The following is a 13,555-nucleotide window of genomic DNA, read 5'->3' as shown; positions in this document are numbered from 1 at the left end:
CTCGCGTCTTTAGGACGGCTTGTCGACGGCGAAGGCCCATGCGCCGCCATCGAGATCGAAGCGATCGATCTGCGGCCAGCGCGCGCGCAAATGGCGCAGAATGTCCGACCGCACCGGCGACACATAATCCTCGGTCACAATCGGACGGAAGTGCTGAGCCGCCTTGAAATAGGCGGGCGCGGGCTGACGATTGATGTTGTCGGAGTCGAAGATGAACTCGACCGCGCGATCCGCGTGATGCGGATGAATGCCGCGATGATCCGAGAGATAACGCGCGATCGTCTCGCGATCATAGAGCAGATGCATATGGCTCGGCAGCTGACGCTGCGTGAAATCGAGCGCCGGATTGCCGCCGTCGAGATAGAGATGATGGCCGGTCGCGCCCGTCCAGACCGGGCCGAACTCGGTGAAGACGACGCCGCCATTCCTGGTGAGGCGCGCCGATTCGCGGCACGCGCCTTCAATATCGTGCATATGCTCCCACACCGACATGAAGACCACAGCGTCGAAGGAGCTGTCGTCGAATGAGGTGCGGCCGCAAATATCGCCGATGATGACCGGGAAGGCGGAGCCTTGCGCGTCGATGTGGTCTTCCCACAGAGCGAGGCGCTTGGCCGAGGCGATGTTCTCCTGCTCCATCAGCGATTGCGCCTGCGCCTCCGAATAGCCGACGAGCAGCACATTCTTTCCGGCGAGGCTCATATGCCCGCGAATCCGCTCGATGGAGTTGGGCGCGTAATTGAGCAGCGGTCCGGGATAGGCGAGCTTCTCGATCGGCGGCAGCTCATCGATGGGCGCGCTGTTCTCGTCGATCGCTTCGGTGAAATAGAACAGAAAGTCGAATTGACGCGGCGACGTCTTCAGCACATCGGGAATGTCGAGCTCGGCGACATCCTTCAGGGTCGGCGAATTCACATTCTTCAGCTCGGGCGTGTGCTCGGCCAGGAATTTGGCGACGACCTCGGCGTTCGACTCGCGGAAGCCGCGATGATTGTGCTTGCCGAAGCGCGTCGGCTTCGCCACCGCCTCCGTGTTGTCGCGCGTGCGCTCGACGATCGATTGCATCTTCAGCGCGAGCGCCTCCATGCCGCCCATGCTGGAGAAATGCCAGCCGCCTTTGGGCACTCTGCGCTCATAGGAATAGAGCTCTCGGTCATAGCCGAGATTGAGGCAGCCGCTGCGCGGGCTGATCGGATCGCCGATGCGCGCGCCTTGCGGCATGATGTTCTTCAGCAGGCCATATCGGCAGGCGACCGTGCCGAGCCAAGGCAGATTGTTGAAGTGGCTGATGGTCTCATTGTTCACGAAATATTTCTTCATCACCATGTCGAAGATGGCGATGTTGCGCGGATTGTCGAGCAGCGCGGGAAGCTGCTTCACGCATTCGGCGCGCGGAATCTCGTCTATGTCCGACACCATGATGATGGCGTCGTCGGGAAGGCCCATCAAGGAGAGCGGACGCAGAATGCAGTTTCTCTGCAGGTTTTCGACGATCCATCCGAGCTCGCGCGCGCTGCCGAAGGAGCCGGGCATGTCGTCGATCAAATAATGGAGAATGTCATAGCCGGCGTCGCGCAGCTCGGCGACCGCGTCACGGAGCAATATCGGCTTGGCCGCGCCGGTATGCGTCTTCGAGGATTCAACGACGACGAAAGCGTCGACCACATTGGTGAGCTCGGCGACCCGCACCATGAGCATGTCAATTTCGTTGAATCCGATGACACAGTCGACAATCTTTGGCATAGGCCACCATCGCTCCGAAACCTGAAGGCTGGCCCGTTTATCTCATGGCGTAGCGGGTGCTGTCCACAAAGGACTCCCGCGCCGAAGCAATGGCGCGCGCGCGTGCAATATCATTGCGCTGCAACATGACTGAAATCGCCGGCGTGGCCGCAATGGAGCGCGGCTCTACTGGCGCGGCGATCACGAATGACAGATCGGCCGCGCTGAAAAAAGCGCAGCGCGCATCGTCACGCTCGCGATGTTTTGCAACATGCGCGGCTCTGCGCCAATGCTCTGGATTGTCGCGCGGAGCGCTGAACGACAGCGTTTTTCGCCGCTGCGAGGAGAGCCTACGCGCGACTCTTTACGACGCGCGCAGAGACGGCGAAGGCCGCGAAAGATCAATTCCCCGCGCGCTGGGCGCCGCCGCGATGGGCGCGCCATGTGCCGCCACATTTATCGGTGGAAGAGGACCATGCGCCCTGCCCGGTGTTGCCGCGCAGATTGCCGTGAGCGCGCGCGACATGGCCGCCCTGCGTGGTGAAGCGCGTCATAATGGCGCCGTCGCCCTCCACATAGCCCCAATGCGCCATGCGGCCGGCGGCGAGCGCTGCGGCGCCGGCCTGCGTGCCGACGAGCAGATCGCCGCGGATCTCGATCGAATCGGGCAGAAGGCCCGGGCAGGAGCCGACGGTCGTGCGCGCCTCGAACACCCAGCCGCCGTCATAGCGGCCTGCCTCCGGCGCAGCGCTCGCCGACTCGCGCGGGGCCGCCTGCGCGGCGCCGACCGCCATCATCGAAGCAAGAACGAAAGTCCCCAGCCAACGCATCACCCGGCCTCCTCGCACGCACGCTGCAGCGTGTCGAACATATCGCCGCCGGCGTAAATAAATTCTGCAACGCCCGCCGCTCTGAGCGCCGTCTCGAGCTCTCCCGGCCGGCCGGCGAGATAGACCCGCGCGCCCGCCGCGGCGAGATCGCGCGCCGCCTCGACCGCTTTTTCCGCATAAATCGCGTCGGATGAGCAAATGCATGCGAGCTTCGCGCCGCTCGCGCGGAAGGCCGCCGCGACATCCGCGCCCTCCTCGCCGAACACGGCCTCTATGCCGCCCGCCTCGAAAAAATTCTTGGCGAAATTGGCGCGGGCCGTGAACACCGCCACCGCGCCGAGATTGGCGAGGAAGATGCGCGGCCGCGCGCCCTTCGCCGCCGCGGCGTCGGAACGATCGCGCAGCGTCTCGAAAGGCTCGGCGAGACGACGCGGCCGCAGAGGCGGCGATTTCAGCGCGCCGGCCGGCGCGGGGGCCTCGGCGAGCGAGGCGTCGAAAGGCGCCAGCGTCGCCACCGGCGCTTCGCCGATATCGGGAAAAGCGTTGGAGCCGGTGATCTTGTCGCGCGAGCGCGCGACATTCTGCGCACGCTTGCCGGCGACCTCGGCGATGCGGCCCTGGAAGGAGCCCTTCTCGAGAGCCGCGGCGAGACCGCCCTCGGCCTCGAGGCTCTGGAACTCCGCCCAGCCGCGCTCGCAGAGCGCCTCGGTCAGCGCCTCCATGCCGCCGGAGCCGCTCGCCGGATCGTCCACCGCATAGATGTGGGATTCGTCCTGCAGCACCAGCTGCGTGTCGCGGGCGAGGCGACGGGCGAAATCATCCGGCGCGCCGAGCGCCTGCGTGAAGGGCAGAACGGTCACGGCGTCGGCGCCGCCGATCGCCGCACCGAAAGAGGCGAGCGTCGCGCGCAGCAGATTGGTCCAGGGATCGCGCCGCGTCATCATGCGCCACGCCGTTTCCGCATGGACGAAGATCGGCGCCGGCGTGAGGCCGCAAGCCTCCTCCACGCGCGCGAACAGCCGCCGCAGAGCGCGGAACTTGGCGATGGTGACGAATTCATCGGCGTCCGCCGCGAGGCGGAAGGCGAGCAGCCCGCGCGCTTCGTCGAGCGCGACGCCGCCCTCCTCGAGGGCGCGCAGATAGGCGAGCGCGGCGGCGAGCGCGAAGCCGAGCTCCTGCGCCTCCGTCCCGCCGGCGGCATGGATCACGCGGGCGTCGGCGGCGACGGTCCCGAAACGATAGCCGGCGGCCGCGAGGCTCTTGGCGCGCGCCGCGAAGGATTTGCTCTCCTGCGCCCAAGGCGCGGGCGCGAAACCGTGCAGCGCCTTCGCGCCGAGAGGATCGAGCCCGAAGGAGAGGCGCGTGATGCTGGGCTCTATATGGGCGCGATCGATGAGCCGCAGCAGCGTATCCACCGCTTTCGGCGCGGCTGGGGAAAACTCCACCAGCGCGGGAATTCCGTAGTCGAAGCGGATCTTGTCGAAGACATGGGCGAGCGCGTCCTCGCCATCGTCGGAAAGGCCCGTCCCATAGGCGCCCTGGGCGCCGGCGAAGACGATGTGCAAGCCGTCGGCGCCGCCCTCGAGATCGCCGAGCGCGAGGGCGTTGGCCGCATCGGCGCCGGAAACATCGACCCGCGCCAGAATGGACCAGCGGCCGGCCGTGGCGCGCAGCGCCCGCGGACCCGGCGCGGTCGCGCGCGGATAGAGCGGGGATATCTCCACCCCGTCATAGGTCTTGGATATCAGCCGGTCGAAGGACGCGCCCTTGAGCGCCCGGTCGACGATTTTGCGCCAGCCCTCCTCGTTTCCCGGTGGAAAAACGCCGGCCAGCGGCGCGTCTTGCAAACTCATGAGCGAGCCTCGAACAATGACGGGGTTGCGGGCGTCTTCTTGCATGAAGCGCCGCGCGCCGCCACCCATATCCGCAGCCTTCGCCCGCGCCGGGCTTTATTTTCGCCTCGGGGCGCCTTAACGAGAACGCGACGCCGCCCGCCGAGAGGCGGCGGCCCGACTGGCTGAGAAACCCTGAACGGAGGTGGACGTGGCTGAAGATCCGCAGGATAAAGCCAAGCTCGTCGAAGAGATCATCGAGGTCATCGCCAAGGAAGGCATGATCAACCGCACAAAGGTCACGCCCGATGCGACGATCGAGAGCCTCGGCCTCAAATCGGTCGATATCGTCATGATTCTCACGGCGCTCGAGGAAAAGTTCAACGTCTATATCCCGATGGATGGCGCTCTGCAGGACGCCAAGAATGTCGAGGGATTGATCGACGCCATCGCCGAATATGTGTCGAAAGAGAGAGAGAAACAATAATATGGCCGCTTCGTCCGGGGGCGTCGGCGAGCGTCGAGTGGTGATTTCGGGCATGGGCGCCGTCTCGGCGGCGGGCGTCGGCGCCGCGGCGCTGTGGACGGCGGCCCGAGACGGCGTCTCGCAAATCCGGCCGCTCGTGACCGAATATCCCTATGACGGCCGCATCAGGATCGCGGCGCAGGTTCCCGGCTTCGATCCGTCGCAATATCTCGAGAAGGCGCTTCTCACCTTCTGCGATCCGTTCACGCAATTCACGCTGGTGGCCGCCGATGAGGCGGTCGCCCAGGCCGGCTTTGCGCGCGAGGAGCTCTCCGGCCCGCGCGTCGGCGTCATCGTCGGCTCCGGCATCGGCGGGATGACGACGATCGACAATGGCCTGCGCCATTACTATCAGGAGCGCATCAGGCCCGATCCGTTCAGCGTGCCGCGCCTCATTCCGAGCGCCGCTCCGACGACGCTCGGCATGCGCTACTCCGCCAATGGCCCGACCTTCGCGCTCGGCAGCGCCTGCTCCTCGGCGAGCCAGGCGGTGGGTCTCGGCGCGCAGATGATCCGCTTCGGCCTCATGGACCGCGCCATCGTCGGCGGCGCCGAGGCCTGCGTCATCAACGGCACCATTCGCGCCTGGGAAGGGCTGCGGGTGATGACGCCGGATTTCTGCCGCCCCTTCTCCATGGGCCGCAATGGCATGAGCCTCGGCGAAGGCGCCGCGGTCTTCGTGCTGGAGACGCTGGAATCGGCGCAAAAGCGCGGCCATGCGCCGCTCTGCGAGCTCGCCGGCTATGGCACGACGAGCGACGCCAAGGATTTCGTGCGTCCCGATCTCGACGGGATGATCGGCGCGATGCAGGCGGCCCTCGCCGACGCCGGGCTGGGGCCGGAGGCGATCGACTATCTCAACGCCCATGGCACGGCGACCCACGCCAATGACGTCACCGAGGCGGCCGCCATCGGCCGCGTGTTCGGCGAGCGCGCGGCGCATCTGCCGGTCTCCTCCACCAAGCCGATCCACGGCCACGCTCTGGGCGCCAGCGCCGGGCTCGAGCTGGCGCTGACGATCCGCGCGCTGCAGGAGCAGATCGCGCCGCCGACGATCAATTTCCTCGATTTCGATCCGCGCTGCCCGATAGACGCCGTGCCCAATGAGGCGCGCCGCGTCGAGATTCGCACGGCCATGTCCAACTCCTTCGCCTTTGGCGGCATCAACGCCGTGCTGATCGTGCGCGCGCTCGCGGGAGAGGCCTAGATGGCCGAAGCGCCCGAGAGCGGCGAGACGCGGATCGGCCCGTTGCGCGTCGTGGCGGATGAGGAGCGCATCGCGCGCTATCGCCGCGAGACCGGCTTTCCCGACACGCTGGAGAAGATCGTGCCGGTCGCCTTTCCCGCCGTGTGGATGACGGCCGAGGAGATCGAGACCGCGATCCGCGATTTTTTGGCGGGCGACGATGTGGTTGCGGTGCACGAGTCGCAGAGCTTCCATTATTTCGCGCCGCTGCGCGTCGGCGAGAGCTATGATCTGACCGTCTCCATGCGCCGCGAGGCCGAGCCGCCGCGCCTTGCCGTCAACGGCAACCTCACGACGATCGGCGGCGAGCCGCGCCTGCACGCCGAGACGCTTCTGCGCATCGTGCCGCGCCCCGCTGGCCTCGGGAGCGCCCCGTGAGCGGCGCCTATCTGCCCACGGTCGGCGAGCGCCTGCCGGACTGGCGGATCGGCCCCTTCGACGCCGCCGCGCTCGCCGCCTATGCGGAGGCCTCCGGCGACGCCAATCCGCTGCATCTCGACGATGATCTGGCGCGCGCCATCGGCTTTCCCGCGCCGCCGGTCCATGGCATGAAGCTTCTCGCCGCCTTCGAGCCGCTGCTCAGCGCCTGGCGGCGCGATTTGTTTCTGGCGCGGCTCTCCGGCAAATTCGTGCAGCCGGTGCTGCGCGGCGAGGCGGTGACGCTCACCGCCCGCGTGCTGCGCTCATCCCCCCAGGAGGGAGTGTTCTTGCGACTTCTGGCCTATGGCGAAACACGGGCGCCGGCGATCGTCGGCGAGGCGCTGATGACCCTGCCGCGAAAGCTCCGCCCGTGAAGCGCGGCGCGCGGCGCATTCTCGTCACCGGCGCGTCCAGCGGCATCGGCCGCGCGCTGGCGCTGCGCTATGCGCAGGAGGGGCGCAGCCTCGCCCTCTTCGGCCGCGACGCCGCGCGGCTGGAGGCGGTCGCCGCCGACTGCCGGGCCAAGGGCGCCGAGGTGGACGTCGCCATCGCCGATGTGCGCGACCGCGCCGCTATGGCGGAGCGCATCGCCGCGGCGGATGCGCGCGAGCCGCTCGATATCGTCATCGCCAACGCCGGCGTCTCCACCGGCCTCTCCCGCGGCCAGATCGCCGAGGATCCCGAGGCGGTTCGCGGCACGCTGTCGATCAATGTGCTCGGCGTGTTCAACACGGTGGAGCCCGCCATTGACGCGATGACGGCGCGGGGGCGCGGGCAGATCGCCGTCGTCGGCTCCATGGCCGGGCTGCGCGGCCTGCCCTATTCGCCGGCCTATTGCGCCAGCAAGGCGGCGGTTCACCTCTATGCAGATTCACTGCGTGGCGCTCTCGCCCCGCATGGCGTGCATGTGAGCCTCATCGTCCCCGGCTTCGTGGCGACGCCGATGACCGACAAGCTGCAAGCGTGGCAGGCCGGCAAGGTCAGCGACGAGAAAGCCGCGGAGATCATCATGCGGGGTCTCGACCGCCGCGCCGCCGTGATCGCCTTTCCGCTCTTCGTCTATTATGCGATGAAGCTGTTTGCGATGCTGCCGCCCCGCACCGTCGATTCGGTCATGCGGCTCTTCGAAGTGTCCGTGCCTCAGACCCATGAACGGGAGAAGCCGTGATCGACAGCATCCTGTATTCGCTCGTCGTTCTGTCGGCTGTGTTCTGGGCCTGCTCCGCCTTGCTGCTGCTTCTCTCGGTGACGGCGGCGCTCGTTCACCCCTGGCTCATCGCACGGCGCGGAACCTGCCGGGAGCAGCCGCCCGTCTCTCTCGTCCTGCCGGTGAAGATGCTCGACCAGGGTTTCGAGCGCGCTCAGGAATCGGCTCTCGCGCAGACTTATCCACAATTCGAGGCGCTGGCCTCGGCGACGGAAGCGGAATCCCCCGCAATTGCGGCGATGCGCGACATTTTCACGCGCCATCCGCAGATCGAATCGCGCGTCCTGCACTCCACGGCGCGTTTCGCCGCGAGTCCCAAGGTCGACAATCTCTTCGCGCCCGTCAACGCGGCGCGCAATGATGTGATCTTCATGAAGGACTCCAACATCGTGCTGGAGCCGGACGATCTCGCCGAGACGATGCGCCATTTGAAGCCCGGCGTCGGCATGGTTTGCGCTATTCCCTATGCCGCGCGGCCGGAGAATTTCGCCGCGCTGGTCGAGGCCGGCATAATGAACGGCCCGCATCAGCGCATGCTGTTCGCGGCCTCCGTGCTCGGCGGCGGCTTCGGCGTCGGCAAGATCATGCTGTTTCGCCGCAGCGATTTTCTGCGCGCCGGCGGCTTTCCGGCGATCGCGCATACGGTGGGCGAGGACAACGCCACCGCCAAGGCGCTGGGCCGCATCAAGCTTCGCACCGTCTTCTCGCATCGGCTGGTGCGCCAGGAATTGGGCGAGCGCAACATCGTCGACATCTATAATCGGCAATTGCGCTGGAGCGTGGTGCGCCGCGACGACGAGATTCTCTCCTTCCTGGCCGAGCCTTTCTGCCAGGCGCTGCCGGCCTTCGCCGCGGCGGCGATCGGGGCGCCGCTCGTCGGCGTCTCGCCCGTGGCGGCCTTGACCGTCACTTTTGGTTTGTGGCTAAGCTCGGAGACGCTGCTTTCCATCGCCAAGGGGTGGAAGGTATCTTGGGCCGCGCCGGTGATTTTTCTCTCGCGCGAGGCGTTGATGTTCGCAGTGTGGCTGCACGCTTGGACGGCCACCAAGGTCGTCTGGGCCAGGACGACGATCGACACGCGCTCCAGCGGCGAGGCGGCCGCCGCGACGGAGCCGCAAGTCGCGAAGGAAGAAGGATAAAACCGCTTGATCCTCGCTCTTCTGCAGTTTCTCGTCGATAGCGTCTGGCTCGTCGCGGCGCTGATCATGATCTCGATCGGCGCCGGCTTCGTCGCGATCATCGCCCGCTTCCTCTTCGATCAATTGCGCGGCGCGCGCGATCCCGAGGCCGTCGTCCTGCCCGAGGATGAGCTGCCGCATGTGCTGCTGCAGATCCCCGTCTTCAACGAGGCCGAGGTGACAGAGCAGGCGCTGCGCTGCGTCGCCGAGCTCGATTGGCCCAAGGATCGGCTGCATATTCAGCTGCTCGACGATTCGACCGACGAGACGCCCGTGCGCGCGGAAGCGGTCGCGATCGAGCTGCGCGCCAGAGGCGTCGACATTCATCACGTGCGCCGCGCCGATCGCTCCGGCTTCAAGGCCGGCGCCTGCGCCGAGGGGCTGAAGCTCTTCGACGCGCCCTATATCGCCATGCTGGACGCGGATTTCCGCCCGCCGGCCGATTGGCTGCGCCGCACAGTGCCGCTGCTGGTGAAGGACGATCGCGCCGGCTTCGTGCAATCGCGCTGCGAATTCTCCAATTATCGCAAGAATTGGCTGACGCGCGCGCAAGGTCTCGTGCAGGACGGCCATTTCCTCGTCGAGCAGCGCACGCGCGCGCTCGCCGGCTGGCTGTTCCAATTCAACGGCACCGGCGGCATCTGGCGCCGCCAGACGATCGAGGCCGTCGGCGGCTGGTCCGATTACTCGCTCTGCGAAGATTTGGACCTCACCGTGCGCGCGGCGCTCGGCGGATGGCATGGCATCTTCGTTTCCGAGCCGCCCATTCCCGGCCAAGTGCCGGAAGGCCTGCGCGACTATCGCCGCCAGCAGCGCCGCTGGTCCAACGGCTTCGTGCAAGTGGCGCAGAAGACCGTTCTGCCGCTGTGGAACGCGCCCTGGTCGCTGACCCGCCGCGTCGCGGCAATCGTGCTCATCGTGCATCAGATCTTTTTTCCGACGGCGGCGATCGGCCTCATTTGCCTGCTGCTCGGCGTGATCCTGCGCGGCTCGCTGACGCCCTATCTGCCGGTGCTGGAGTTCATCGGCGTCGAGACGCTGGTCGTCGTGGTCGGCTTCACGCTTCTGCCCTATCTGGCGCTGAAGCGCGGCGCGCTGACCGATTATGCGAAGACCATGGTCTCGGTGCCGCCGCTGATGATCTATCTCGCCTTCTCCAATGGCGCGAAGATCCTGCAGACGATGCGCGGCCGCAAATCCACCTTCAAGCGCACGCCCAAGACGGAAGTGACGGCGGCGACTGCGACGCCGACAATTCAAGAAGCGGAGTGAGATGGAGCGAGTAGCGAATAGAGAGTAGCGAGTAGAAAACCTCTCTATTCGCTACTCGCTACTCTCTATTCGCTGATTTTCACGCATGTCCCGCGGCGGACGACAGCCGCGCCAGATCGATGCCGATGAGGCCCAGAGCGCGCGCATATTTCGACTCGAGATCGGAGTCGAACAAAATGGAAGGATCGGCCGGGCAGTTGAGCCAGCCATTGTGCTGGATCTCATTCTCGAGCTGGCCGGGGTCCCAGCCGGCGTAGCCCAGCGCCAGCAGCGCCTGATTAGGCCCCTCGCCAGAGGCGATGGCGCGCAGAATGTCGATCGTGGCGGTCAAGGACACGCCATCGTCGATCGGCAGCGTCGAATTGTCGATGAAGAAATCCGAGGAATGCAGCACGAAGCCGCGGTCGGTCTGCACCGGGCCGCCCTGCAGCACTTGTATGGTCTCGGTCTCCTTGGGCAGGCTGATGCGCTCCTGCGGCGCGATGATCTGCAGCTGCACAAGAAGATCGGGGAAATTGCGGACCTGCGAGGGCTGATTGACGACAATGCCCATGGCGCCGTCTTCCGAATGGGCGCAGAGATAGATGACCGAGCGCGCGAAACGCTCGTCGACCATGCCGGGCATCGCCACGAGCATCTGCCCGTCGAGATAGCGCCTGCCGGAAGATTTGGAGCCCGCGCCCGTCTCGCGCCCCGCCTCGGGACCGCGGATGATCGGAACGGAGGAGCCGGCGCCGCGCGAGCCCGCCGACCGCCGGGCTGCGCGGGCGGCCGATTTCTCGAGGCCTTGTTTCTTGCCGACCGGGCTCATAGGGTCATACTACCCGCGGCGCAAACGCATAACAAGCGCCGTTCGACTGAGCAAAAAGCCGGCGCGGGGGGCGCCCCGGGGACCTCGATATGCATGCACGAAATCTGGCGGCGGCCGCGCTCGCCCTGGCGTCGCTCGCCTCGCCCGCGGCCGCGCAGGATGGGGACTTCGCCACCCCCTTCGCCCGCGCTGCGCATTCGGCGGCCCGTCTCCTCTCGGCCGGCGCGCCGAGCGGGGGCGTCTATCGCCTGGGCGTCGAGATCGCGCTCGATCCGGGAACCGTCACCTATTGGCGCAGCCCCGGCGACGCCGGCGCGCCACCCGTCCTCGATTTCTCGGGCTCGGAGAATGTCGCCGCCGTGGAGACGCTCTATCCGGCGCCCAAGCATATCGCCGAGGCCGGAATGACGGTCGCCGGCTATGACGAGAGCTTGGTTTTTCCGCTGCGCGTCACCGCGAAAAAGGCGGGCGCGCCGGTCGTGCTGAAGCTGGCGCTGGACTATGCGGCCTGTGCGCAAATCTGCCTTCCTGCAAAGGCGAAGCTCTCGCTGGCGCTGCCCGAGGCGGGGGCCTCGCCCTTCGCCGAGCGGCTGGCGGCGGCGGAGACTTTGGTTCCCCGGCCGATCGGCGCCGGCGAGGCCAAGAAATTTGTGGAGGTCGCGCGCGCCGGCGCGGGCGCCTGGCGGCTGCGCTATCTCGGGCCGGGCAAGGCGGCGGATGTCTTCATCGAGGCGCCGGAGCCCTACATCATCGACAGCGCGGCCGATGGAAAAGGCGGTTTCGAGCTGAAGCTCGGCGAAGGAAAGCTGGAGGGCGCGATCGAAGCCCGCGCGACGATCCGCACCGAAAAGGGCGGGGTGGAGCTGCCGCTGACACTGGATTGAGGCTCTCGATTCCCTTGTTCTGTCGTGTTTTCTTCACGCGAACCGGTTCCCACTTTGCTCGAAAACACTCCAAACAATAAGAAGGGCGCGGCCGAAGCCGCGCCCAGTGAGAAGAAGAGCTCTGCATTCTTCGATATGGTATTTAGAGTCTCATTCGACAAGGGGCGATCGGCGCGCTCGCCCGCTCATCGCGATCTCGACTGAAACGGCGCCATGCCCTTGCGGGCGAGGGCGTCGGCGCGCTCGTTCATCTCGTCGCCGGCGTGCCCGCGCACCCAATGCCAGGCGATCTCGTGACGCTCGGTCGCAGCGTCGAGGCGTGTCCACAGATCGATATTCTTGACCGGCTTGCGGTCGGCCGTCTTCCAGCCGCGCGCCTTCCAGCCCTTGAGCCAGGAGGTGATCCCATCGCGCAAATATTGCGAATCCGTGTGCAGATCGACAGTGCAGGCGCGGGTCAGCGCCTCCAGCGCCTCGATCGCGGCGGTGAGCTCCATGCGATTATTGGTGGTCGCCGCCTCGCCGCCGCAAATCTCCTTCTCGCGCTCGCCGAAACGCAGAATCGCGCCCCAGCCGCCGGGGCCGGGATTGCCGGAGCAGGCTCCATCCGTCCAAATGGCGACGCGCCCGCTCATGCGCTGAGGCCATAGTCGCGAGCGGCGCGAATCGTCCGGTGGAAGCGCAGGCGGGCGAGATATTCGCGCGGGTCCTTGGGCCGCACCAGCGCGCCCGGCGGCACATTCAGCCAATCGACGAAGCGCGTCAGCAGAAAGCGCAGGGCCGCGCCGCGCGCGAGCAGCGGGAACGCCTCCACCTCCGCCGCCGTCAGCGGACGCGCACGCGCGTAAGACGCCAGCAGCGCGGCGCCCTTCTCGGCGTCATAGCTTCCGGCCGCGTCGAAGCACCAAGCGTTGAGGCAGATGGCGAGATCATAGGCCAGCGAGTCGACGCAGGCGAAATAGAAATCGATGAGGCCGGAGACGCGATCGCCGAGGAAGAACACATTGTCCGGAAAAAGATCGGCGTGGATCACGCCCTCCGGCAGGCCGCGGGGCCAATCGCGCTCCAGCGTCTCCAGCTCCGTGGCGACGATCTCGCCCAAATCCTCCGCCACCTCGCCGGCGCGGGCGGAAAAAGGCGCATAGAGCGGCCGCCAGCCGCCGACCGACAAAGCATTGGCGCGACGCAGCGGAAAATCCGCCCCCGCCAGATGCAATTGCGCCAGCGCTTCGCCGAGCCGCGCGCAATGAGCGGGCTCGGGGTGATGGATGGAATAGCCGTCGAGAAAAGTGACGATCGCCGCCGGCCGGTCCGCCAGCCGCCCCAGCGCCGCGCCGGCGCGGTCGCGCACCGGCTGCGGACAGCCGAGGCCCTTGGCGGAGAGGTGCTCCATCAGCCCCAGGAAGAAGGGCAGATCGGCCTCGGCGACGCGCTTCTCATAGAGGGTGAGGATGAAGCTGCCGGCGCTCGTATGCAGGTAATAATTGGAGTTCTCGACTCCTTCGGCGATGCCCTTGCAGGACAAGAGCGCGCCGAGGTCGTAGCCGGCGAGAAAGCCGATCAGCTCCTCGTCGTCGACATCCGTGTAGACGGCCATGAGTTCCGCGCGGTTGGAGAAAAGCCGGGC

The 13,555-nt window shown here is 66.7% G+C and carries 14 protein-coding genes; 8 read left to right on the top strand and 6 right to left on the bottom strand.

Features of this window, described 5'->3' with window-relative positions:
• Window positions 1–9 precede the first annotated feature (9 nt).
• The 3 genes from A1351_RS02825 to A1351_RS02815 all read right to left on the bottom strand — a co-directional run bounded on the left by A1351_RS02825 (window position 10) and on the right by A1351_RS02815 (window position 4,405).
• On the bottom strand, window positions 10–1,743 hold the full coding sequence (locus A1351_RS02825) for a methyltransferase domain-containing protein (protein WP_064032096.1): 1,734 nt from the start codon (window positions 1,741–1,743) through the stop codon (window positions 10–12).
• 380 nt (window positions 1,744–2,123) lie between these two features.
• Window positions 2,124–2,552 (bottom strand): hypothetical protein, encoded by a 429-nt coding sequence (locus A1351_RS02820; RefSeq protein WP_064032094.1) that lies wholly within the window; start codon window positions 2,550–2,552, stop codon window positions 2,124–2,126.
• On the bottom strand, window positions 2,552–4,405 hold the full coding sequence (locus tag A1351_RS02815; protein ID WP_064032122.1) for a methylmalonyl-CoA mutase family protein: 1,854 nt from the start codon (window positions 4,403–4,405) through the stop codon (window positions 2,552–2,554). Before A1351_RS02815 ends, A1351_RS02820 begins: the two co-directional genes overlap by 1 nt.
• Window positions 4,406–4,595: 190 nt before the next feature.
• Here A1351_RS02815 and A1351_RS02810 point away from each other — a divergent pair, with 190 nt between their 5' ends.
• Genes A1351_RS02810 through A1351_RS02780 form a run of 7 tightly spaced genes read left to right on the top strand, consistent with a single transcriptional unit; the run spans window position 4,596 to window position 10,233 of the window.
• Window positions 4,596–4,871 (top strand): acyl carrier protein, encoded by a 276-nt coding sequence (locus A1351_RS02810; protein WP_024878713.1) that lies wholly within the window; start codon window positions 4,596–4,598, stop codon window positions 4,869–4,871.
• 1 nt (window position 4,872) lies between these two features.
• A complete protein-coding gene (locus tag A1351_RS02805) occupies window positions 4,873–6,117 on the top strand; it encodes a beta-ketoacyl synthase (RefSeq protein WP_024878712.1) in 1,245 nt (414 codons plus the stop codon).
• Window positions 6,118–6,534: a hypothetical protein gene (locus A1351_RS02800; RefSeq protein WP_064032092.1), complete on the top strand. Its 417-nt coding sequence runs from the start codon at window positions 6,118–6,120 to the stop codon at window positions 6,532–6,534.
• Complete coding sequence (locus A1351_RS02795; RefSeq protein WP_064032091.1) at window positions 6,531–6,950, top strand: MaoC family dehydratase; 420 nt, start codon at window positions 6,531–6,533, stop codon at window positions 6,948–6,950. Before A1351_RS02800 ends, A1351_RS02795 begins: the two co-directional genes overlap by 4 nt.
• Window positions 6,947–7,744 carry an SDR family oxidoreductase gene (locus tag A1351_RS02790; RefSeq protein WP_024878709.1) on the top strand — a complete coding sequence of 266 codons (798 nt, stop codon included), beginning with the start codon at window positions 6,947–6,949 and terminating at the stop codon, window positions 7,742–7,744. The genes A1351_RS02795 and A1351_RS02790 overlap by 4 nt, the downstream gene beginning before the upstream one ends.
• Complete coding sequence (locus A1351_RS02785; RefSeq protein ID WP_157096059.1) at window positions 7,741–8,922, top strand: glycosyltransferase; 1,182 nt, start codon at window positions 7,741–7,743, stop codon at window positions 8,920–8,922. Before A1351_RS02790 ends, A1351_RS02785 begins: the two co-directional genes overlap by 4 nt.
• Window positions 8,923–8,928: 6 nt before the next feature.
• A complete protein-coding gene (locus A1351_RS02780) occupies window positions 8,929–10,233 on the top strand; it encodes a glycosyltransferase family 2 protein (protein ID WP_024878707.1) in 1,305 nt (434 codons plus the stop codon).
• Window positions 10,234–10,312: 79 nt separating this feature from the next.
• Here the strand turns inward: A1351_RS02780 and A1351_RS02775 are convergent, their stop codons facing one another.
• Window positions 10,313–11,044, bottom strand: coding sequence for a YqgE/AlgH family protein (locus A1351_RS02775; RefSeq protein ID WP_024878706.1), 732 nt, complete (start codon window positions 11,042–11,044; stop codon window positions 10,313–10,315).
• An 89-nt stretch (window positions 11,045–11,133) separates the two neighbouring features.
• Between A1351_RS02775 and A1351_RS02770 the strand changes: the two genes are divergently transcribed.
• Complete coding sequence (locus tag A1351_RS02770) at window positions 11,134–11,928, top strand: protein-disulfide reductase DsbD domain-containing protein (protein ID WP_024878705.1); 795 nt, start codon at window positions 11,134–11,136, stop codon at window positions 11,926–11,928.
• 185 nt (window positions 11,929–12,113) lie between these two features.
• On the opposite strand, the gene rnhA is transcribed toward A1351_RS02770, so the two are convergent.
• Window positions 12,114–12,563, bottom strand: coding sequence for a ribonuclease HI (gene rnhA, locus A1351_RS02765; RefSeq protein ID WP_024878704.1), 450 nt, complete (start codon window positions 12,561–12,563; stop codon window positions 12,114–12,116).
• A complete protein-coding gene (gene thrB, locus A1351_RS02760) occupies window positions 12,560–13,525 on the bottom strand; it encodes a homoserine kinase (RefSeq protein ID WP_024878703.1) in 966 nt (321 codons plus the stop codon). Before thrB ends, rnhA begins: the two co-directional genes overlap by 4 nt.
• Between the last annotated feature and the right edge of the window lie 30 nt (window positions 13,526–13,555).

The organism is Methylosinus sp. R-45379 (assembly GCF_001644125.1).
Classification (GTDB): domain Bacteria; phylum Pseudomonadota; class Alphaproteobacteria; order Rhizobiales; family Beijerinckiaceae; genus Methylosinus.
The sequence above is the reverse complement of the archived record's forward strand: the minus strand, read 5'-3'. Positions and strand labels throughout refer to the sequence as shown.